Here is a 21,416-nt window from a genome sequence, read left to right as displayed (position 1 = left end):
TAAATTTGCTGTTGCTATGGCCAATATTGATAAACAGCCAGTATTATTTGAAGATCTGGGTGGTATGCGCTACCAGGAGGCCTGGGATTACCAGGAAAAGTTGCTGAAGGAAAATGTGCGCAGAAAGACGGAAGCCAGGAACCTTGCGGCTGCCGGGGAAGGGCTTGAAACAGGTGAAGTACCCCCCCAAGGTGCAGCCAGTGAGCTCTCCGCAGCCACTGAAACGACTCATTATCTGTTATTTGTAGAGCATCCACCCGTTTATACGCTGGGTAAAAGCGGTGATATTGCCCATGTACTTATCAGCGAAGAAGAACGGGTGGCGCGTAATATCGAGTATTTCGCCATCAACCGGGGTGGGGATATTACTTTTCATGGTCCCCAGCAGTTGGTGGGGTATCCCATTCTGGACCTCGAGCGTTTTTATACAGACATTGGCCGATACCTCCGGAACCTGGAAGAGGTATTCATCCGAACCATGGCCGATTATGGGCTAAAGGGTGAACGGTCGCCAGGTGAAACGGGCGTGTGGTTGGATACCACCCTTCCCGGCCGGGAACGTAAGATCTGTGCCATGGGTATCCGTTGCAGCCGCTGGATCACCATGCATGGCTTCGCTTTCAATGTCAATACCGATCTTTCCTTTTTCGACCATATCATACCCTGCGGTATTCAGAACAAACAAGTCACTTCCCTTCAAAAGGAACTCGGCTATACGCTCGATATGGAGGAAGTAAAGGCAAAAGTGAAGCATCACTTTGAAGAAGTGTTTCAGGTGACCCTGCAATAAGCTCGGGTCATCAGCAATTATAGGGGGATTTACCTAACTATGATTATTTAGTCTTTGGGTATAAAAAAGCGGTGCTGTTCTTTTTCTTTACCGTCTTCAATGATCTCGAACCGGAACCAGCCGGAATGAAAGAAGTTGGTTTTATCGACCACCAGGTAGGTTTCTTTCACCTGTTTTACTTCAAACAGGGGAGTCGTATCGTCTTCAAAGAATTTTACGGTGTATGACTTTGACCGGGCGTCGGGCAATGCAATAACGACATCGCCGCGATTGTCCGTGTACACAAACCTGGACGGTTTGAATACAGGCTTGGGAATGAAGGGCTTGATCAGGATGGTATCGGCATTGCGGAAGGTCATGGTGTCTCTTGTGCGCAGGATAATGGAATCCCGGAACTTTCTGAGCGATTTGGTGGGCAACTGCATAATGATCGAGTCGCGGCGTTTGATCACAAAAAATTTCTCCGGCTCTGGTGCAGGTTTAGGCTTCTCCACCGTTTTGGGCGTTTCTTTTACTGCTTCCTGTATCTTCTCTTTTAATATCTCCGCTTCTTTCGGGGCCATATTCTCCGCGATCACTACACGCTGGCGGGCGTTGTTCTCGGGCATGGTTTCGGGCCTTTGCGTTCCTATCTGGCGAATGGTATCCCAGGTGGGGCGTTGAGACTTACTGAATACATATTTGCCACTGTCCAAAACGATGAAAAGGCGGTAAAACATTTTTGCATTGGTGCCTTTCGCATCGAGGTAGCCATTTTGCGGAACAGTGGGGTCGGGGACTGTCAATATCGTTTTGAAGAATCGTAGACTATCGTAAGAACGCTGGATACTGATCTGGGAAACCGTGGGATAGGTATTTGTCCAGCCGATGATGACCTTATCGTTGCCTCTGGCGAAAGCAGAAAACCTTGGCAAAGTGTCCTGAGCAAGTGTATTGATGGAAAGCAAGAGTAGAGCAAGTGATAAGATCCTTGTCATGAGCCTATAACGGATTTTTCGGTGGTTCTATTTTAGTGCCGCAAAGATAGCAATTGGCACTCTACAGGCCGCTTGACAGCCAATATTATACCGGTTACTTCGGGTAAGACTGTTTTTGTTGCCATTTGGTTGTTATTGGCCTAACAATCATGTTGTTAAAAAATCAATCTCCCTGGCGGCAACGACCGGTTGCCTTGTAAGCCGCCACTTTGAATGGCGAGAATGCGGCTTTCAGGGGGGAAAAAATCTTTTCCGATCAGATCGAAAAGGCCGTACAACAGCTTGCCCGTATATACAAAATCAGTGGGAATGGTATAACGACGGTAGAGTTCGTTCATGAAATCGAGCAATACTTCGGTTTTACGGGCATAGCCGCCGAAATGATAATCGTATACCAGCTGGTAGTTGGCAGCAGGGGCATGGAGGCTGATCCACTCCTGCAAGCTGTTGTGGTGCTGGTCGGCGATTTTGAGGCTGGTAATGCCGACTACGGTCTGCGTGTGGGAGGCAGCGCGTGCCAGTCCGGCGATCATCGTTCCTGTGCCTACGCCGCAGGCAATATGTGTATAATTTCCTTGGGCCAGTGCAAGTATTTCTGTAGCACCCTCTATGCCTGCCTCACCCTGGCCACCGGCGGGCACCAGCAGGTAATCAGGATAATGTTGCTGCAAGGCCCCGAACAGCGCTTTCTCGTCACGGAATTCCTGCCGGCTTACATACTGTAACTCCATTCCGTAGCGTTTAGCCTCCTGCAAAGTGGCAGATGTATTGCCGGAAGGTTCTCCACGTACAACGCCTACTGTCGCCAACCCTGTCTGCTGACCGGCGATGGCAACAGCGACAAGGTGATTGGACCAGGCCCCACCCAAAGTGAGTATCCCTTTCTTGTGTTGTTGCAGGGCTTCTTGCAGGTAAAATTTGAGCTTGAACCATTTGTTACCCGACAAAACCGGATGGACAAGATCCAGCCGAAGTACATCGAGTGTAACCTTTTGTTGCCAGGGTGGATTGGTCAATGATTGGGTAATGGCCTTCGCGCAATCGACTGTCTGATATGTGTTATTCGTTATCAAGGTTTATTTTGATCACTATTTTTTATATATTTTCGTGCCCGAATCTTTAAAAATCATATAAATGCAACCAACCTTATTGATATTAGCTGCCGGTATGGCGTCTCGCTATGGAAGTATGAAGCAGATCCAGTCTTTTGGACCCGGCGGAGAAACGATCATGGATTATTCCATTTACGATGCGATCCGCGCCGGTTTCAAAAAGGTCGTGTTTATCATCCGCAAGGATTTTGCTGAAGACTTCAAGGCGATCGTAGAACCAAGGCTCAAAGGTCGTATAGAAATAGATTATGTGTACCAGGATCTCAAATCCTTTACAGAAGGTTTTGAAGTGGCATCTGATCGTGCCAAGCCCTGGGGAACCGCGCATGCCGTATTGTGTGCAAAGGATGCCATCAAGGAACCTTTTGCCGTGATCAATGCCGACGATTTTTATGGCCGTGATGCTTTTGAAAAGGCTTATAAATTCCTGACCACAGCTGTAAAGCCCAATGTATGGTCAATTATCGGCTATGAGCTGTTGAAGACCTTGTCAGACAATGGTACCGTAAACCGTGGTGTATGCCAGGTAGATGCTGCTGGTAACCTGACTGCTATTGCAGAGCGTCTCAACATACAAATGATCGATGGAAAGATCCAGACCGAAGATAGTTTTGAGCCCAAGGAACTGCCCCGCGATTCCAGCGTATCGATGAACTTCTGGTGTTTCGATGCTGCCGTGTTCGATTACTCACTAGGCCTGTTCAAGACCTTCCTGAAGGAGAGCGGTACACAGCTGAAGTCTGAGTTCTTTATTCCGATCGTTGCTGACCAGTTCATCAAAGACCAGGTGGGTGAGATCAAGGTGATTCCTACTTCTTCCGAATGGTTTGGGGTGACGTATAAGGAAGATGCCCCTGAAGTGAAGGCCAACCTCGAAAAGCTCGTGGCTGATGGTGAATATCCTCCTGCTTTGTGGAGCTAATCCGAGAAAAAGTATAACGCATAATAAAAGCGCTTCCGGAGTGGAAGCGCTTTTTTATTGTCAGTACCAGTGTAAAAATGCTTATTAGTAGCGGATCACCATGAACATGCAATCCTCGATCTTTTTGATCTGCTGTACACGGTCGAGCCCTTTGATGGAAGAAGGAAGCAGTAACTTGATGCGGTCTTCGTTGGTGCTATCTTTCCTGATCTCATGCAGGGCCGTAAAAATGTTTTTGGTACGGCTGGAGAATACCACACCTTCTGCTGTATTTTGTTTGCTGCTCAGGATTCCGATCACCTCTCCGCTGTGGTTAAAAATAGGACCACCAGAGTTGCCGGGATTGGCCGAGATAGCCAATTGATAGGTGCTGGTATCTCCATTGTAACCTGTTTTAGCACTCAGGTATCCCCGGTTGTACACAATCTCTGAAGTGGGACGGGGGAAACCCATGGTGAATATCTCTTCTCCCAGATCAGCCGTGTTTTTTTGCAGGGCGTAGGGGAGTATCTTGATGGGTTGATAACGGCTATCGACGATCTTGAGTACGGCAATATCTGTTTGCTTGTTTACGTAGAGGGTCGATACTTTGAAGAAATCACCTTTGGTATTCTGAATATATACCGAGTCTGCGTCGGCTACAATGTGTGAACTGGTAACGAGGTAACCTTTACCATCGATCAGAAATCCGGTACCACCACTCTTTGGGTTGGCAGGTGGCCTGAAGGATGGCGTATGATTCATGAGGGCCTGATCAACTTTCTGATCGGTTCTTTTCTGGTTGATCTTAACATTGGCCAGCTCCTGCGACAGCAAACGTATCTCGCTGGCGGGTTTGGGCGCAAAATAATAGGCGATAGCGCTGATGGTAAGGGCCGTAATACCTGCAATGGAAGCGGCTACGGCTACCACACGCTGGTACTTTTTCCACAATTGAACAATGGTGGCTTTGGGGGCTTTCTCCTGGATAGAGCCCGCTTCTGCCAGTTGCACATGCACCTCGTGGAGGGTGGATTTATATTGCTTCCAGTCGCTGAAGCGATCCATTTGCTGCAAGAACATGGTATGTTCTACGACCAGTTGGTCCACTTCCGGATTGGTTTTGCGCAACTGTTCAAAGAAAGCACGCTCTTCAGCGGGCATTTCGTTGGCAATGTAGCGCTCTACGGCATCCAGTAATTGCATCTCTTCCATTACGGCGTGTTGTTTTTGTAGGCGGCGAAGAACAGTTTCTTCAACCGCATTAAACATTTGTATTTCTGGTTTTTGGCATTGTCGGCATTGGTATAGCCGAAATGGCCCGCAATGTCAAGCATGTTCCTTTTTTGAATGTAGAAAGCCTCTAGCAGGCTGCGGCATGGTTCACCGATATGCTGCATAGCTTTCTCCATCATCTGAAACTCTGTGTTACGCTGTCCATGTGCCTCCAGTTCATCTTCTACCGGAACAGTTTCACTGACTACGTCTATATTCGACACGAACTTTTGCTGTTGTTGCAATCTTTTCAACCACAATCTTCTGCAAACAGAATAGATATAGGTTTTCAGCAGGCAGTTGAGCTCGAAGGTGCCAGACCTGGCTTTTTCATACAATACTATCATGGCTTCCTGGAAAACATCACGTGCATCGTCTGTCGAACCATTGTTGTTGATTATCAAGGCTTGCACCATATTATAGTGCTGCTTGTAGATGGTTTCTATGGCCTGTCGGTCATTTTTTGCCAGTCCTTCCAATAAAGCTATTTCCCGAGGATCTGTTTTCACTTCAACCGTATTATTAATACCCAAATTAATGAGAAGTAACCCAAATTCGTGGCTATAAGCCCGAATTGAAGTTATTTTCTCGCGCAAAGTACTGTGTTCCTGATGTTTAAAAAATAATTAGATTTTTTTTAGCAACCCGGGGTTACCTTTTCCTCTTTGGCGTATTAATCCTTAAATCATCTGTTAACAAAACAAAAAAACGGTACAAATGAAAAAGCTCCTGTTAGTATTGGCAATCGGCGCATTCGTAGCATCTTGCAATGATGGTGGTTCTGCAACTGAAACTAAGGACACACTGACAACTGCACCTGCTCCTGCTACTGATTCTCTGCCTGCTACTACTCCTGACTCTGGCGCAGTAAAGGTTGATTCTCCCGCAGCTGCTGCTGACACTCTGAAGAAATAAGTTTTTTTTCATATGGCAAGCAATCGTTAGAGGCCGTCCTGATCCCAGGAGGGCTTTTTTGCCATTTTGCGGCCTACCTGCCAGTTCATGTGATATGAGCTGGTTGGTAGGCCGAACTTTTGTTGATAGGTTTCCTTGCTTTAAAGCATTACCTGTATTTGAAAAGGGCCCGATTGCCTGCTGCGGGAGCAAAATAAAAAGGCACCATAGTTGTTCTATGATGCCATCCAAAAGTTTGTGTGTGTTGCAGAGGGGTTAGCGGTAACCAACCATGCCTTGGGTAGATTTACAGCCGCCTTTAGATGCTGTGCAGGAAGTTACAGTGATACTAATAGCAATTACTACAGCGATAATAGTCCAGATCCGTTTCATTTTTGTGGTATTTAGGTTGAGAATAAGCCTGATGAAACTTTAAAGGGCTAAAAACAAAAACGATCATCAGGAAATTCAGAGGAGCGGATTGAGCTACTTCAGAGGAGCGGAAAATTAGTGGAGATCGTAGGGATTGGAGGGCGATTAAGCGCGATTGCGATTGATAGGTCAAAGAAACAAACTAAATTCGGTTCTTGCAAGTGGGGTCATAAAAAAAGTTGCAGGCAACACAATAAAAGGTCTTCAATCAGTTATAAATAGCTGTCGTATAATTAATAGAGTAAAGAGATCTGAACAAAAAACAAGTAAAAGGCCCATTTTCGGCATAGCCTATGAAAGTACATTTTATAGCCATTGGCGGTAGTGTCATGCACCAGCTGGCGTTGGCGCTGCACAGAAAAGGATATATAGTAACAGGTAGTGATGATGAAATTTTTGAACCAGCAAAATCAAACCTGTCTAACGCAGGCATTCTGCCCGAATCAGTTGGCTGGTTTCCGGAGAAGGTGCATGCAGGTTTGGACGCCATTATCCTGGGTATGCATGCCAAGGGTGACAATCCAGAACTTCAACGTGCCCGTGAGCTAGGCCTGAAAATCTACTCTTTCCCCGAATACATTTACCAGGAGAGTCTCCAAAAGACCCGTGTAGTGGTAGGTGGTAGCCATGGTAAAACGACCACGACTTCCATGATCATGCATGTGCTGAAACAATCGGGGCAGGCATTCGACTACCTCGTAGGCGCCCGGCTCGACGGGTTTGATCAGTCTGTTAATATTACGGATGCGCCGGTCATCGTTTGTGAGGGCGATGAATATCCTGCCAGTACCCTCGAGAAACGACCTAAATTCCATTTTCTATTTCCACATATTGCCATCCTCACGGGCATTGCCTGGGATCATATCAATGTATTCCCCACTTTCGACTTTTACCTCGAGCAGTTTGTTATTTTCATTAACAAGATCGAGCCCGGTGGCTTACTGATCTACAATGAAACTGACCCGGTGCTGAACAAACTGGTAGAGGATCATAAGCGGACAGATATCAGGTACCAGCCTTATGGTGTTCCTACGCATGCGATCGATCGGGGAATTACTACGATAACTGTAGAGGGTCAAAGTGCGCCGTTGGAGGTATTTGGTGATCACAATCTCATGAACCTGTTTGCTGCCTGGTATGCGTGTCGTGCGTTGGGCGTAGGGGCTGTTGCTTTTGTAAAGGCCATTGCTACGTTTACCGGCGCGGCAAAAAGACTGGAATTGCTGGCCAGGAATGGACAAACGATCGTATACAGGGATTTTGCCCATGCTCCTTCTAAAGTAAAAGCGACCATCGACGCCGTCAAACAACAGTATCCCGACCGTACCCTGATAGCCTTGCTGGAACTGCATACCTATAGCAGTCTGAATGAGCAATTCATGTCGGAGTACAAAGGAGCGATGGATAAAGCCGATGTGGCTGCGGTCTATTATTCGGGCCATGCGCTCGAGTTGAAGCGTATGCCTCCGCTGCCTGCAGCCAAAGTCGTAGAAGGTTTTGGCAAAAAAGGGCTGGTTGTCCTTAATCAAAAGGAGGAACTGGTACAATGGTTGCAGTCACAGGCATACCAAAACGCCAATTTGCTTTTGATGAGCTCAGGCAACTATGATGGGATAGATATGCTTACATTTGCAAAAAAGGTTACTAATTAACCCAATTTCGAAATTGATGTTACAGTTAACAAGACCATTAGCGATCATAGATCTGGAGACTACCGGTATTAACCTGAGCACTGATCGTATCGTTGAAATTGCCATCGTGAAAATTTCTCCCGACGGAACCAAGCAAGTGAAGCGCAAGCTGATCAACCCCGAAATTCCCATCTCGACCGTATCCAGCGATCTACATGGCATTACCAATGACATGGTAAAAGACGCGCCCACTTTCAAACAGGCTGCCAATGAGATCAAACAATTCCTGGAAAATTGTGACCTAGCGGGGTACAATTCAAACCGTTTCGACATTCCGATGTTGGCGGAAGAGTTTTTGCGGGTGGGCCTCGATTTCGATTTCAAAGGGCGTAAACTGGTCGATGTACAAAAGGTTTTCCACCTGATGGAGCAGCGTACCCTGAGTGCCGCCTATAAATTCTATTGCAATAAGAACCTGGAAGGAGCGCATGGAGCAGAAGCCGACGCCAGCGCCACCTGGGAGGTATTGGTAGCACAGGTGCAGAAATACCCCCAATTGGGTACTACCGTCGAAAGCATCCTGAAAGTGATCGGAGAAGACAATACGGTTGATTTCGCCCGTCGCATGGTGCTTGAAAACGGTATCGAGGTCTTCAATTTCGGTAAACACAAGGGCAGGCCGGTTGCCGACGTCTTAAGAGCTGAGCCCCAATATTATGATTGGATGATGAAAGGAGATTTTCCTATGCATACCAAGCAGAAACTCACTGAGATATTCAACAGGACCCTGTTAAAGAAGGGCTAAAATCAGCTTGTGAGCAACTTGGGGAAATTCCGCCGGATGAATTATCGTAAATTTGTGAATCTCATTGATTGCCTGATTTGGAAAAGATAGTAATCATACCCACATATAATGAGAAGGAGAATATCAAGCTCATTATCGATGCAATATTTGCGTTGCACCAGGATTTTAATATCCTGGTCATAGATGATGGTTCTCCAGATGGTACGGCTGCCATTGTGAAATCATTACAGGCAATTTACCCCAATCAGTTATTCCTCGAAGAGCGTACCGGCAAATTAGGCCTAGGTACAGCTTATATCCACGGCTTTAAATGGTCCCTGGCTAGAGGTTACCGGTACATCATTGAGATGGATGCCGATTTTTCGCACAATCCCAAAGATCTTCAACGTTTATATGAAGCCTGCAGGCAGGGTGCTGATGTAGCTATTGGCTCCCGTTATGTGGCTGGCGGTGGTACCGTCAACTGGCCACGCAACAGGATCCTCTTGTCTAAAGGCGGCTCTTTGTACACCCGTCTTATCACCTGGATGCCGGTGAGGGATACCACGGCCGGTTTCGTATGCTACCGGGCTGAGGTATTGGAATCACTCAACTTTGACCAGATTCGATTCCTGGGCTATGCTTTCCAGATTGAAATGAAATTTGCTGCCTGGAAACTTGGCTTTAAGATCAAAGAAGTACCCATTATTTTTGAAGACCGTAAGTTCGGCGCTTCCAAAATGCACAAGGGCATCGTAAAGGAAGGCATTCTCGGGGTGTTGAAACTTCGCTGGCACAGCCTCTTTAAGGATTACCGCAGGCGGGTGAAAAACACCGGCTCCGACGCGGTGTTCCCTGCCATGAAAAGTGAAGACAAAGAGGTCAAATGGAGCTAGTATTTTCCGTTTTTTAGTGTGCTATTCATTGTTCCGGACCCTCCGGTACCATTTTCCCGTTCCCATTGCTGGCATCTTTCTTATCTTGCCACATGCGCAAAGCGTTTCTTCAATTACATGGCGCCGTGCTGCTCGCCGGCTTTACTGGTATTCTTGGTCGCCTGATCACTTTGAATGAAGGTCTGTTGGTCTGGTACCGACTGCTTTTTACAGCGCTCACCTTATGGGTCCTTTTTTTCTTGCGTAAACAGTTAAAGCGTACCAGTTTGCGGGAAATCCTGAAAATTACAGGCGTAGGGGCTATTGCTGCCCTGCATTGGGTAACATTTTATGGCAGCATCAAATATGCAAATGTCTCGGTGGCACTTGTTACATTTTCCGCGATCGGGTTTTTCACAGCCATCTTTGAACCATTGATCGTGCGTAAACCATTCAACTTTCGGGAACTCTTGTTGGGCCTGATAGCCATTGCCGGTATTTCCCTGATCTTCCATTTCGACCCGCAATACAAAACCGGGATCATCTTTGGCCTTATCTCCGCCCTGTTAGGTAGCCTCTTTCCGATCTTCAACAGCCTGTTGCTGAAAAAGCATACCCCCGAAACGGTAACCTTGTATGAACTGAGCGGGGGATTTCTCTTTTTATGCTGTTTGCTGCCCTTTTACCTGCATTATGTGCCACCGACGCATGTACTTCCCACGCTCAGCGATCTGGGTTGGCTGCTGGTATTGGCCTGGTTCTGTACGGTTTGGGCTTTCCACCTGTCTATGAATGCGTTGAAAAAGATCTCCGCGTTTACTGTCAATCTCACTTATAATCTCGAGCCATTATATGGTATCGCGCTGGCCTTTATCGTGTATCGTGAAGATAAGCTGCTGGCAGGAAGCTTTTATATCGGACTGTCACTGATCGTCATATCAGTTTTATTGCAAACATGGTTCGTTTACCGGTCGCATAAGAAAGTGGTACCTGCTGTGGGCTGATACGGGGCGATTAAGGAGTTCATTTGCCACTGGCCACAATGCGTTATCGTAAAGAACGTCAAATAGTACTTTAGCATAATTTTATCCCAAACCAAGCATTCAAATGAGAAGACTTATTTACCTGCTTCCGGGATTGCTGCTCTCTGCCACACTCATGGCACAGAAAAAGCCCCTGGACCATACTGTTTATGATGGCTGGCAAAGCATCGGTGAGCGTGCTATCAGCAATAACGGCAAGTATGTGGCCTATGCCATAACACCCCAGGAAGGTGACGGGACGTTGGTCATACAAGCTGCTGACAATTCCTGGAAAAAGGAAATTGCGCGAGGTTATGGCGCCACGATCACCGAAGACAGCCGGTATGTGGTGTTTAAGATCCGTGCACCTTTTAAAGAAACACGGGATGCACGTATAAAAAAGAAAACACCCAACGATATGCCCAAGGATAGCCTGGGTATCCTGGAGCTGGGCAAGGGGGATATTACCAAGACTGCCCGCGTAAAATCTTTTAAAACACCGGTGAAAGGAACTGGTCAATGGGTTGCCTACCTGTTGGATAAATCACTGCCGGAAACTACCCGCCCGGCAAGGCCCGATTCAGCTACCCAACTCAATAACCTGCTGCGTATGGCCGATAGCCTGGCGCGTGTAGCTGATAGTCTGCGTAACAAAGCCAATGAGGCCAAGGCAAACGGCATGGCGGTTTTGCAGGCCGGCCCCCGGAGAGAAACCGGAGCTGGCGGCAATGCCGGCAGTGGTAATACGCCTGCTGCGAGCGGAACCAGACCTGCCGCTGCGCCTACCGGGCGTGGCGGAGGCGGTGCAGGTCGCATGGGCGGCATGAGCACCGGCGCTTCTGTTGTAGATGGTGAAGAGGGAACCGAACTGGTGCTGCGTAACCTGCAAACTGGTGAAGAAAGGGTGTTTAAACTGGTGAGCGACTACTTTTTCAGTGAAACCGGCAACGCCCTTGTGATAAGGACTACGAAAGCAAATGGCAACAATAGCTCCGTACCCGCACTGTTGTGGGCCGGGCTGCCTGGTGGCAAAGTAGATACCGTCATGAAACAATTCAATGACTTGAAGAGTATTTCGTTCGATGAAACTGGCAGCCAGTTGGTATTTGTTGCCGAAAGAGACAGCGTATCGAAAGCCTTGTCGAAGTTTTATAAGTTGTGGTATTACAAACCTGGCATGGATAGCGCGCAAACGAAGGTGGATCGTACTACCACTGGTGTGCGCAATGGACTTACTGTAAGTGAAAACTATTTTCTTACTTTCAGCAAGGATGGTTCCAAATTGTTCTTCGGACTGGCACAGGTCAAGAAGCCGAAAGATACCACGCTCGTGGATTTCGAAACTGCCCGACTGGATGTTTGGCACTATAACGACGACTACCTGCAGCCGCAGCAGTTGGTTCAACTCACCAATGATCTGCGCAGAAGTTATGCTTCGGTGTTACACATAGGTTCCGGCAAAGTGGTACAGCTGGGTAGCGACAGTACAGAAAATATCCAACTAGTGGACGAGGGCAATGCTGATTTTGTATTAGCTACTTCCAGTAAGGGAAATCGTGTAGAAGCACAATGGCAAGGTTTTGCCCGTCAACGTGCTTACCTAATATCACTGGCAGATGGATCGGCAAAACTGGTGAAGGACAAACAAAGAGGTTTCTACACCGCGTCACCCACCGGCAGGTTTGTATGCTGGTACGATATGACTACCAGGAACTATTTTACCTATGAAGTAGCAACAGGAACGGTCAGGAATGTTACCCAAAAGATAGCCGCGCATTTGTATGATGATGAAGATGATCATCCCGATGATCCTTCCTCCTTCGGTATTGCCGGCTGGCTCGATAATGATGCTGCCGTCCTGATCAATGACCGTTATGATATCTGGCAGGTTGACCCTACCGGTGCGAAGGTTCCTGTGAACGTTACCAACGGTTTCGGCAAAAAGAATAAGATTGTTTTGCGTTATGTGCGCCAGGATACGGAAAAGCGCACCATTGCACCCGATGAGCAGGCGTTATTGGAGGCATTCAATCGTACCAACAAATATGATGGTTATTATACGAAGAAGCTTAGCGCTGCTGGCGATCCCGAATTGCTGACCATGGGACCTTACACCTATGCAATGCCGCGTAAAGCGAAAGATGCCACTTCCTATATCGTTGGCCGTATGAATGTACAGGAGTCCTCCAATATTTATACTTCTGCTGATATGAAGAGCTTTACCCAGCTCAGTGCGATCAATCCGCAGCAGAAAGACTATAACTGGTTAACGGCCGAGCTGGTCAAGTGGAAGATGTTTGACGGAAAAGAAGCAGAAGGTTTGTTGTTCAAACCGGAAAACTTCGACCCCAAGAAGAAATACCCGGTGATCTTCTACTTCTACGAGCGGGATGCCGATGGTTTGTACAACTACCGTACACCGGCCCCCAGTGCTTCGACAGTGAATATCGCTTACTTCGTGAGCAATGGCTACCTGGTATTTGATCCGAATATCTACTACAAGAATGGCGAGCCAGGCGAAAGTGCTTACAATTCCGTTGTTTCTGCTGCAAAGCATTTGGCCAGGATGCCCTGGGTTGATTCTACCAAGATGGCTATTCAGGGGCAAAGCTGGGGGGGCTACCAGGTGGCTTACTTAGTAACCCGCACGAAAATGTTTGCCGCTGCCGGAGCCGGCGCTCCTGTAGCCAATATGACTAGTGCTTATGGTGGTATCCGTTGGGGTACAGGTCTCAACCGCCAGTTCCAGTACGAGCATAGCCAAAGCCGTATCGGTGCTACCTTGTGGCAAAAGCCTGATTTGTACCTGAAGAACTCTCCTTTGTTCAAAGCCGATAAAGTGACGACGCCTTTGCTCATCATGCACAACGATGCCGATGGTGCTGTACCCTGGTACCAGGGCATTGAATACTTCACGGCCTTGCGTCGACTGGGCAAAAAGGTGTGGATGCTGCAATACAATGGAGAAGACCATAACCTGGTGGAAAGAAGGAACCGCAAGGACCTGAGTGTTCGCCTGGGTCAGTTCTTCGATCATTACCTGAAAGGCGCTCCGGCTGCTAAATGGATCGCAGAAGGCGTGCCTGCAACTGAGAAAGGGGTTGATTGGGGACTGAATATCGAAGAGAAGAAAGGTTTCTGATAAGGCCACCAATGCCATCGTATACAACAAGTCCGCAAGTTAGCTCCCAGGGAGTATCGCTTGCGGACTTGGCTTTTATAGTAATAGATTCGCTGTACCTGTCTGGCGGCCTTTAAAATGCGATCTTTTTATGCTGCCGTGGTAATATACCGTACAAGGCTTCTTTTGGCCACCGGCAGTAAGGTTTCATCGACGGGAAAGGTCAATTCCGTTTCGATGGAGTATACGGCCGGATTGGGTAGGTCGCGCTTTTGACGGATCAGCTCGGCCTTGATGTTTTCGTAGGTATTGACCATATTACGCTGCCATTGATCGACAAAGTCGGTTTTGATGGCGCGGTATTTTTCATCGTGCTTTTCAAAGATGCTGAGCCGGTACTGGTACACCCGTGTTTGGCGGTAGGTTCCTTCACTCAGAAAGAAATAACCTTCCCGAACGTCGAGGGGGAGCAGCCCCACCGGAAAGATGGTCAGCTTGTGTTCAACAAATTCGTAGATCTCCGTACCGTTGGTAATGGCTTTTTTCATCTTACCCGCAGAATAATTGATGATATCCTCCAGTTCCTGCATCATCTCATCATCCTGGATGATCTGTTCATACAACAGTTGCAATTTTTCCATCTGTATGCCAGTCAGCGTTTTGGGAAACTGTTCCTGCAGGTACTTCTTGTTTTCGCGAAAAGCGACCAGGTTGTTGTAATGAAAGATAACATCGGCGAGTTGGGGGTATAGTTTATTGGCGTCGAAATACTTGTTCACTTCCTGGAGATAAGCGAGCAGGGTGTATTTCTTCAGTTCAAAGTCAATGTACCCATCAGCGAACCAGGTTTCGGAGAGTGTCTTCATCTGGTAAGAATTTTAAGGTCTGAAGATGACGCCGGGGCAATTGATTGCGCTAAGCCTGTTTCGTTTTCATATAGTTCATACAACCGATACAATAGCCTCGTCTTTCACCTTGTAAAAATGGTTTAGCGGTTTATTGAATTTACGAAAATTTGATGGCTATTCCGAATTGGCGTTTAATTTTAAGATGTTAAAACCGACCAACATGAAATGCTTTTCGACCAACATTCTGATTTGTTTATTCCTAACGTCATGCAGCCATACTTATTATGTGGTAAGGCATGCTGAAAAAGCTGTGCCATCCGCTGGCATCACCCTATCTACCCCCAACGATCCCCCGCTGAGCGTTAAAGGTGAACTGCGGGCCAATGACTTGAAGGAGGAACTCAAAGACAAGAAAATTGCCTACCTCTACGCTACCAATACCGTGCGTACCCGTAGTACCGCGGAGCCCTTGCGCATTTATGAGGGGCTAAACGTACAAACATATGGGCCGAAGCCGGATTCGGCCTTTATTGGTCAGCTCAAGCGATTAAAGCGAAATGCCTTGATCGTGGGACATAGCAATACCGTGGATGATATTGTCAATGGGTTGAGTGGGCGGGTAGAGGTTCCGGGCGACCTGCCAGATACCGAGTTTGATAACCTGTTTGTTATCCGATACAGAAAGTGGCTGGGTACCAAAATAACCTATGAGCGTAAAAAGTTTGGCGAAGCATCGCAATCTGCCAGGTAGACCAGGAAGCGGCTTCAGCGTATTCAAAAAAATAAGCCCGGGCATGCACCCGGGCTTTGGCTTAAAAGCTAGCAACACAACACTAAATTTCCCTTTCCGGGTTAAAATGTTCCAATTCTTTTGCCACAGCATTGAGGAAAGTAGAGCCTAAGGCTCCGTCGATAATGCGGTGGTCGTATGACATAGACAGGTACATCATATGCCTTATGGCAATGGAGTCACCCTGTTCTGTTTCTATCACTACAGGTCTTTTCTTGATGGCTCCTACCGCGAGAATGGCCACCTGAGGCTGGTTGATGATGGGAGTGCCCATCAGGCTGCCAAAAGTGCCAACGTTGGTCAAGGTAAAGGTGCCGCCTTGTGTATCGTCGGGTTTCAATTTGGCGTTGCGGGCATTGTTGGCCAGGGTATTTACCTGCTTGGTAAGGCCCACCAGGTTGAGTTGATCTGCGTTCTTGATCACCGGTACGATGAGGTTACCACTGGGCAGGGCAGCCGCCATGCCGATATTAATATCTTTCTTCAAAATGATCTTATCTCCATCCACGCTGCTGTTGAGCCAGGGATATTTCTTGATACAGCGTATCACGGCCTCTATGAAAAGCGGGGTGAAGGTCAGTTTTTCACCTTCTCTTTTTTCGAATTCCTTCTTTACTTTTTCGCGCCATAAAACCAGGTTGGTAACATCAGCTTCTGTAAAGCTGGTCACATGGGCGCTGGTTTGTACGCTGTTGGTCATATGGTGAGCGATGGCCTTGCGCATGCGATCCATCTCGATGATCTCTACATTGCCCGAATAGGTGGTGATCTGGGTAGGCTGGGGCGTGGCAGCAGGTTTCGACTCCTGGGTTCTGATCACCTCAGCCTGGGTTGCCTTGGGCTGCGTGGTAACCGGTTGAATATACTCGATCGGTTTGCCCGCTTTTTTAGCATCTACGTATTGCAGAATATCTTTCTTGGTGACGCGGCCTTCGTTGCCGGTACCGGGGATCTTTTCCAATTCACTCATGCTCACACCTTCTCCGGCGGCAATGGTCAGTACCAGAGGAGAATAAAAACGTCCCGCATTACCATTGACGGTATTGACAGGTGTCGTATGCACAACTGCCTGCTCGCCTACCGGCCTGGCGGGTTGCTGTACTGCCTGTTGCGTGGTAGCAGGTTGCTGCGGTTTGGGCGAGGTGCCAGCAGGCTCCGCTGCTCCTGTGCGAATACGCGCAATCACAGTACCGATGGGTACCACATCGTTCACATTGAACAATATTTCGTCGATAACGCCTTCAGCTGTGGAGGGCACCTCACTGTCTACCTTATCGGTAGCTATCTCCAGCACGGTTTCATCCAGCTTTACCGGATCGCCGGGCTGCTTGTGCCATTTCAGCACGGTAGCTTCCATGATACTCTCGCCCAGTTTAGGCATCACCAGGTCAACAACTGCCATAATGAGATTCTGGTTTTAAAATTTAGTTTTTGGCCTGTCTTTGTCGATTGTGTCTGACAACTACTTGCAATCTGCACACCTAATTGATAAAGAATGCTCTACAAAGTAAATGCAATCAACACAAACAACAAACAATAACTATCTGGCCATAAGGCGTCAAAGGTAATGATTTTACTAACAATCGTTCGCATCAGCCATGCTCTTCAATAAATTTTCTCAGGAGATTGAGGCTGTGGTTGGCCGTCAGTTCAATATTCCGCATCCTGTCGAATCGAAAATTGAACTGCTGGGTGACGATCTTTTCCCGGTTACCTACTGCTATCCAAACCATTCCAACGGGCTTTTCGGCACTACCGCCATCTGGACCCATGATGCCGGAGGTTGCCAGGGCATAATCTGTGTGCAGCGAAGAGAGCGCTCCCTGTACCATTTGTTGTACAGTATCCTCGCTGACGGCGCCCGTGGCGGCCAGGGTGGCCGGAGATACGCTCAACAGGTTTTCCTTCACTTCATTGGCATAAGAAATCACACTTCCTTTATAATAGGCACTGGAGCCGGGTACCGAAGTAATAAGGTGGGCAATGTAACCGCCGGTACAGCTTTCCGCCGTCGCCATCGTTTTGCCTTGTTCTTTTAACCGGCGGCCGACCACTTCGTGCAATGGCAGATCCTCATCAATCACCATCCATTGTTTGGCCAGTACTTTTAGCCTGGCAAATTGCTCATCGAGTTCCTGCTCCAACTGGTCTTTGTCGGATCCCGATCCCGTAATACGCAGCCGTACCATTCCATAATTGGGCAGGTAGGCCAGTTTGAGGTGAGCTGGCAGTTGTTGTTCCCATTCCTGGATCACATCGGCCAGGAAGCTTTCGCCGATGCCGGCTGTCAGCATAGTCCGGTGGGCGATATGGGGCATGGTAAAATGCTTTTGCAAGCGAGGCAACACCTCGGCTGTCATCAGGCCCTTCATTTCATGTGGTACACCGGGCAGCGAAATGTAGATCCGTCCTTCTTTTTCGAACCACATGCCAGGGGCTGAACCACGTAGATTCGGCAATACGGTGCACACGTCTGGCAGTTCTGCCTGTTTCAGGTTGCGATCAGTGAGGGGGCGCCGGTATATGTTCTCGAAAAGATGGTGAAGATGTTGCAGCGTAGGCTGATGCACGACCAGTTTACCGCCAAAATAATCGGCCAGTACCGGTTTGGTGATGTCATCGGCCGTAGGGCCAAGACCGCCCGTCATCAGGATAATCTGGGTATCTTGTGCCTGCGCTTCCAGCGCGTTGATGATCTCGTGTTTGTCATCACCCACTGCTACCCGGCGCTTGAGCCAGATACCGGCTTTATTGAGTTCCTGTGCCATCCAGGCACTATTGGTATCGACGACTTGTCCTATCAGCAATTCATCGCCTATCGTTATGATCGATGCAAAAACCTGTTCCATAGCTTGTCAATTGGGCAACAAAGGTAGGGGATAAGCAAACAACCCACTTAATCACCAGGCCGGCGTGCCAATTCATGAATTTTCGGTACGTTGCCGGTTCAAATGTCAGCATGAGCACCATGAAATATATACTCCTGTTCCTTGGTAGTATCTTATTGTTTACTCCTTCAAAGGGGCAGGCGTTGTCCCAGCAGCTAGCCACTGCTGTGCGGCAGCTGGAAGCGACTCCTGCCATGAAATATGCCATCTTTAGTTTATACGTGGCAGATGCCAAAACCGGCAAACCGGTGTATGCGCACAACAACAATATTGGTTTGGCACCGGCCAGCACCCAAAAGCTTTTTACCAGTACCGCCGCCTTCGAGTTACTGGGGCCTTCATTCCGGTATACTATGCAGCTGCGTCACGATGGCGAGATAGGGGCTGGGAGATTGAAAGGCAACCTGTACGTAGTCGGCAGCGGTGACCCCACGCTGGGTAGCTGGCGATGGAAGGAAACCAAAGACTCGGTCGTGTTGAAACAACTGTTGGCCGATTGCCGCCGTTTGGGGATCACCCGTGGGATCGATGGAGCCATCATTCCTTATTCAGTGGGATTTTCACATCAGGGAATTCCCGATGGATGGATTTGGCAGGACATCGGCAATTACTACGGCGCGGGTGCTTATGGCATCAACTGGCAGGAAAATCAGTATGACCTGCATTTGCGATCTGGCGCCACTGTGAATGACCCGGTTTCGATACTGGAGGATAGTGATCCAAACAGTCAGTACATCAATGAGCTGAAGTCGGCAGCAAAAGGCAGTGGCGACAACGCCTATATTTACCTGAGCCCGGTACCTGGTAAAATGCCGCTCGTGGCAGGTACCATTCCTGTAAATGAAAGATCTTTTGCGATATCCGGCGCCCTGGCAGATCCTGCTATGGCCCTGACCAAAGCTTTTTCAGCTGTTCTCGCGGGTGGAGGTATCGACAATAGCGGCCAGGTAGATATCGTACCAGTCAATACAAGCAGTCCGGATAATTGGCATACCGTAAGTTCCATCTCCTCTCCGCCGTTGGATAGTATCAATTATTGGTTCCTGCGTCGCAGCATTAATCTCTATGGGGAAGCGCTGGTCAAAACGATGGCTGCACAGCAAGGGGCACCCGCTGCCACCGACAGGGGCATCGAGCTATTGCGTAATTTCTGGCAGGCGAGGGGCATCGACAAGGCAGCCATTCACTTGCTGGATGGTAGTGGCCTGTCGCCACAGAACAGGGTCACTACAACCTCGCTGGTACAGGTGCTGCAATACGCGAAGACGCGGCCCTGGTATTCCTCCTTTTACCATTGCCTGCCCGAATACAATGGCATGAAGATGAAAAGTGGCTCCATTGGCGGAGCTCGTGCATTTGCCGGTTATCATACTGCCAGGGATGGAAAGGAATATAGCTTCGCCATCATTGCCAATAATTACGACGGCTCGTCGGGCGAGATGGTTAAAGCCATGTACCAGGTGTTGAACCTGCTTAAATAAGGAGGTGGCTGTCCTTGCAGGTGGGGCAGCATGCGGGAATGGTCTTTGTAGCGATAGCAACATGCAGCACAATATTATCTGGAAAGGCATCGAATACCATTCGCTGGAGAATTGTATTGTTGAAGTAACCGGGCAGTGCGTCAAAGTACAATCTTCCATCGTGGGACACTACCAACAGGCTTTGTACAAGGTCGATTATTATCTGCTGGCCAACGAACAATGGGAGACCCGGGAATTGGAGATAAAATGCCAGTTGCGCGATGAAATACACCAATGGAGTTTGCGCTGTGATGCACGGAGCCACTGGTGGCTGCAGGGGGAGGCAGCCCCCCAGTTCGACCAATGCACCGATGTCGATATCACGCTTACCTGTCTTACTAATAGCTTACCCATTCGTCGCCTGTCGTTTGATGCAACAGCCACCCACCAGATAGATGTTGTTTATTTCAATATACTGGAGCAAACCGTACTGCCGGTTCAGCAGCAATATACCCGTCTTCAGGAAGGACAGTTCAAGTTTGAAAACGTGCCGAATGATTTCGAAGCAGTCATTGATGTCGATGAGCATGGCCTGGTGACTTACTATCCCGATTTGTTTGAGAGAGCGGCGGTCGCGGTGAGTGCTTATAAGGTGTAGAGATATTGATTATCAGCAAGTTGAAGTTTTTCTGAAAATAATTGTTCTTTTTTGTCCAATCCTTGTTCGGTCAGTCATTATTGGTATGTAAACACACTATACCAATAAAAAATAAAGATCATGACACAAAGACTGAACATCCATGCAAAAGGACAAGCCGCTATGAAAGCCATTTACGGACTCGCTATTTACCTGGCAAAATCACCTGTCGAAAAGAGGTTATTGAACCTGCTGTACTACCGGGTTTCGCAGATCAACGGATGCGCCTACTGTCTGGACATGCACTCCAAGGATCTGTTGGCCGAAGGTGAGCCTGCTCAGCGGCTGCTGGTGATGGATGCCTGGAGAGAAACTCCCTTTTACAGTGAAAAGGAGCGGGCAGCACTCGCCTGGGCTGAGGCATTGACAAAGTTTTCTGCAGGCCATGTGCCCGATGATATCTATGAGGCAGCGAGTCAGCAGTTCGACGAGCAGGAACTGATCGATCTAACCGTCGCAGTTATTACCATCAACAGTTATAATCGTATTAATATTGCTTTCCCGGCAAAAGTTGGTAACTATCAACCCGGCCAATACGCCTAACAGCATCTACAATCATTTAAGAGTATACCATGAAAGAGTTTATTTTATTGTTCCGTCAACCCAGCTATGATCATAGTCAGACCTCACCTACTGAGATGCAACAGTTGTACAATAAATGGCATGACTGGGTAGGAGGCATTGCCAGCCAGGGCAAGCTGGTACAAACCGGTATTCGGCTGGCTGATGAAGGAAAAGTTTTACGGGCGGGTGGAGTAGTTACAGATGGCCCGTTTGTGGAGATCAGAGAGCGACTGGGTAGCTTCCTGGTGGTCAGTGCAGCCGATATCGAGGAGGCGACTACCCTGGCCAACGGATGCCCTGCCCTCGATGCGGGTGGTAGCGTGGAGATCAGGCCGGTATATCAATAGTGGTTGCC

General features: G+C 48.2%; 20 protein-coding genes. 13 read left to right on the top strand and 7 right to left on the bottom strand.

Annotation, left to right across the window (positions count from 1 at the left end; genetic code table 11):
• Positions 1 to 16: 16 nt before the first annotated feature.
• Entirely contained in the window at positions 17 to 790 is a 774-nt protein-coding gene (gene lipB / locus P2W70_RS34310) for a lipoyl(octanoyl) transferase LipB (RefSeq protein WP_276486149.1), read from the top strand.
• Positions 791 to 837: 47 nt separating this feature from the next.
• Here the strand turns inward: lipB and P2W70_RS34305 are convergent, their stop codons facing one another.
• Positions 838 to 1,767: a hypothetical protein gene (locus tag P2W70_RS34305; protein ID WP_276486148.1), complete on the bottom strand. Its 930-nt coding sequence runs from the start codon at positions 1,765 to 1,767 to the stop codon at positions 838 to 840.
• A 155-nt stretch (positions 1,768 to 1,922) separates the two neighbouring features.
• Positions 1,923 to 2,840: a 1-aminocyclopropane-1-carboxylate deaminase/D-cysteine desulfhydrase gene (locus tag P2W70_RS34300; protein WP_276486147.1), complete on the bottom strand. Its 918-nt coding sequence runs from the start codon at positions 2,838 to 2,840 to the stop codon at positions 1,923 to 1,925.
• 61 nt (positions 2,841 to 2,901) lie between these two features.
• Here P2W70_RS34300 and P2W70_RS34295 point away from each other — a divergent pair, with 61 nt between their 5' ends.
• Entirely contained in the window at positions 2,902 to 3,801 is a 900-nt protein-coding gene (locus tag P2W70_RS34295) for a nucleotidyltransferase family protein (protein WP_276486146.1), read from the top strand.
• An 84-nt stretch (positions 3,802 to 3,885) separates the two neighbouring features.
• Here P2W70_RS34295 and P2W70_RS34290 read toward each other — a convergent pair whose 3' ends face one another.
• A complete protein-coding gene (locus P2W70_RS34290; protein ID WP_276486145.1) occupies positions 3,886 to 4,995 on the bottom strand; it encodes a S1 family peptidase in 1,110 nt (369 codons plus the stop codon).
• A complete protein-coding gene (locus P2W70_RS34285; protein ID WP_276486144.1) occupies positions 4,995 to 5,564 on the bottom strand; it encodes an RNA polymerase sigma factor in 570 nt (189 codons plus the stop codon). Before P2W70_RS34285 ends, P2W70_RS34290 begins: the two co-directional genes overlap by 1 nt.
• Positions 5,565 to 5,772: 208 nt before the next feature.
• Between P2W70_RS34285 and P2W70_RS34280 the strand changes: the two genes are divergently transcribed.
• The 6 genes from P2W70_RS34280 to P2W70_RS34255 all read left to right on the top strand — a co-directional run bounded on the left by P2W70_RS34280 (position 5,773) and on the right by P2W70_RS34255 (position 13,835).
• A complete protein-coding gene (locus tag P2W70_RS34280) occupies positions 5,773 to 5,970 on the top strand; it encodes a hypothetical protein (RefSeq protein ID WP_276486143.1) in 198 nt (65 codons plus the stop codon).
• 704 nt (positions 5,971 to 6,674) lie between these two features.
• The gene (locus P2W70_RS34275; protein ID WP_276486142.1) at positions 6,675 to 8,033 is read left to right on the top strand and encodes a UDP-N-acetylmuramate--L-alanine ligase; all 1,359 of its coding nucleotides are present in this window, start codon (positions 6,675 to 6,677) and stop codon (positions 8,031 to 8,033) included.
• A gap of 16 nt (positions 8,034 to 8,049) precedes the next feature.
• Positions 8,050 to 8,817, top strand: a complete 768-nt coding sequence (locus P2W70_RS34270) for a 3'-5' exonuclease (RefSeq protein WP_276486141.1) — start codon at positions 8,050 to 8,052, stop codon at positions 8,815 to 8,817.
• 77 nt (positions 8,818 to 8,894) lie between these two features.
• Complete coding sequence (locus P2W70_RS34265; protein WP_276486140.1) at positions 8,895 to 9,692, top strand: polyprenol monophosphomannose synthase; 798 nt, start codon at positions 8,895 to 8,897, stop codon at positions 9,690 to 9,692.
• A 92-nt stretch (positions 9,693 to 9,784) separates the two neighbouring features.
• Positions 9,785 to 10,675 (top strand): DMT family transporter, encoded by an 891-nt coding sequence (locus P2W70_RS34260; protein ID WP_276486139.1) that lies wholly within the window; start codon positions 9,785 to 9,787, stop codon positions 10,673 to 10,675.
• 103 nt (positions 10,676 to 10,778) lie between these two features.
• Positions 10,779 to 13,835: an alpha/beta hydrolase family protein gene (locus P2W70_RS34255; RefSeq protein WP_276486138.1), complete on the top strand. Its 3,057-nt coding sequence runs from the start codon at positions 10,779 to 10,781 to the stop codon at positions 13,833 to 13,835.
• A 128-nt stretch (positions 13,836 to 13,963) separates the two neighbouring features.
• On the opposite strand, the gene P2W70_RS34250 is transcribed toward P2W70_RS34255, so the two are convergent.
• Positions 13,964 to 14,680, bottom strand: a complete 717-nt coding sequence (locus P2W70_RS34250; protein WP_276486137.1) for a hypothetical protein — start codon at positions 14,678 to 14,680, stop codon at positions 13,964 to 13,966.
• A gap of 202 nt (positions 14,681 to 14,882) precedes the next feature.
• On the opposite strand from P2W70_RS34250, the gene P2W70_RS34245 reads away from it, so the two are divergent.
• Positions 14,883 to 15,413 carry a histidine phosphatase family protein gene (locus P2W70_RS34245; RefSeq protein WP_276486136.1) on the top strand — a complete coding sequence of 177 codons (531 nt, stop codon included), beginning with the start codon at positions 14,883 to 14,885 and terminating at the stop codon, positions 15,411 to 15,413.
• Between the two features lie 82 nt (positions 15,414 to 15,495).
• Here the strand turns inward: P2W70_RS34245 and P2W70_RS34240 are convergent, their stop codons facing one another.
• Positions 15,496 to 16,854, bottom strand: a complete 1,359-nt coding sequence (locus P2W70_RS34240) for a dihydrolipoamide acetyltransferase family protein (RefSeq protein ID WP_276486135.1) — start codon at positions 16,852 to 16,854, stop codon at positions 15,496 to 15,498.
• Between the two features lie 190 nt (positions 16,855 to 17,044).
• On the bottom strand, positions 17,045 to 18,301 hold the full coding sequence (locus P2W70_RS34235) for a CinA family nicotinamide mononucleotide deamidase-related protein (RefSeq protein WP_276486133.1): 1,257 nt from the start codon (positions 18,299 to 18,301) through the stop codon (positions 17,045 to 17,047).
• A 119-nt stretch (positions 18,302 to 18,420) separates the two neighbouring features.
• On the opposite strand from P2W70_RS34235, the gene dacB reads away from it, so the two are divergent.
• The 4 genes from dacB (at position 18,421) to P2W70_RS34215 (ending at position 21,408) form a co-directional block, all read left to right on the top strand.
• Positions 18,421 to 19,821, top strand: coding sequence for a D-alanyl-D-alanine carboxypeptidase/D-alanyl-D-alanine endopeptidase (gene dacB, locus P2W70_RS34230; RefSeq protein WP_276486132.1), 1,401 nt, complete (start codon positions 18,421 to 18,423; stop codon positions 19,819 to 19,821).
• 61 nt (positions 19,822 to 19,882) lie between these two features.
• A complete protein-coding gene (locus P2W70_RS34225; RefSeq protein WP_276486131.1) occupies positions 19,883 to 20,458 on the top strand; it encodes a putative glycolipid-binding domain-containing protein in 576 nt (191 codons plus the stop codon).
• Between the two features lie 120 nt (positions 20,459 to 20,578).
• The gene (locus P2W70_RS34220; protein WP_276486130.1) at positions 20,579 to 21,040 is read left to right on the top strand and encodes a carboxymuconolactone decarboxylase family protein; all 462 of its coding nucleotides are present in this window, start codon (positions 20,579 to 20,581) and stop codon (positions 21,038 to 21,040) included.
• A 29-nt stretch (positions 21,041 to 21,069) separates the two neighbouring features.
• A complete protein-coding gene (locus P2W70_RS34215; protein WP_276486129.1) occupies positions 21,070 to 21,408 on the top strand; it encodes a YciI family protein in 339 nt (112 codons plus the stop codon).
• Positions 21,409 to 21,416 lie beyond the last annotated feature (8 nt).

This window comes from Paraflavitalea pollutisoli (genome assembly GCF_029360705.1).
Taxonomy (GTDB): Bacteria; Bacteroidota; Bacteroidia; order Chitinophagales; family Chitinophagaceae; genus Paraflavitalea; species Paraflavitalea pollutisoli.
The sequence above is the reverse complement of the archived record's forward strand: the minus strand, read 5'-3'. Positions and strand labels throughout refer to the sequence as shown.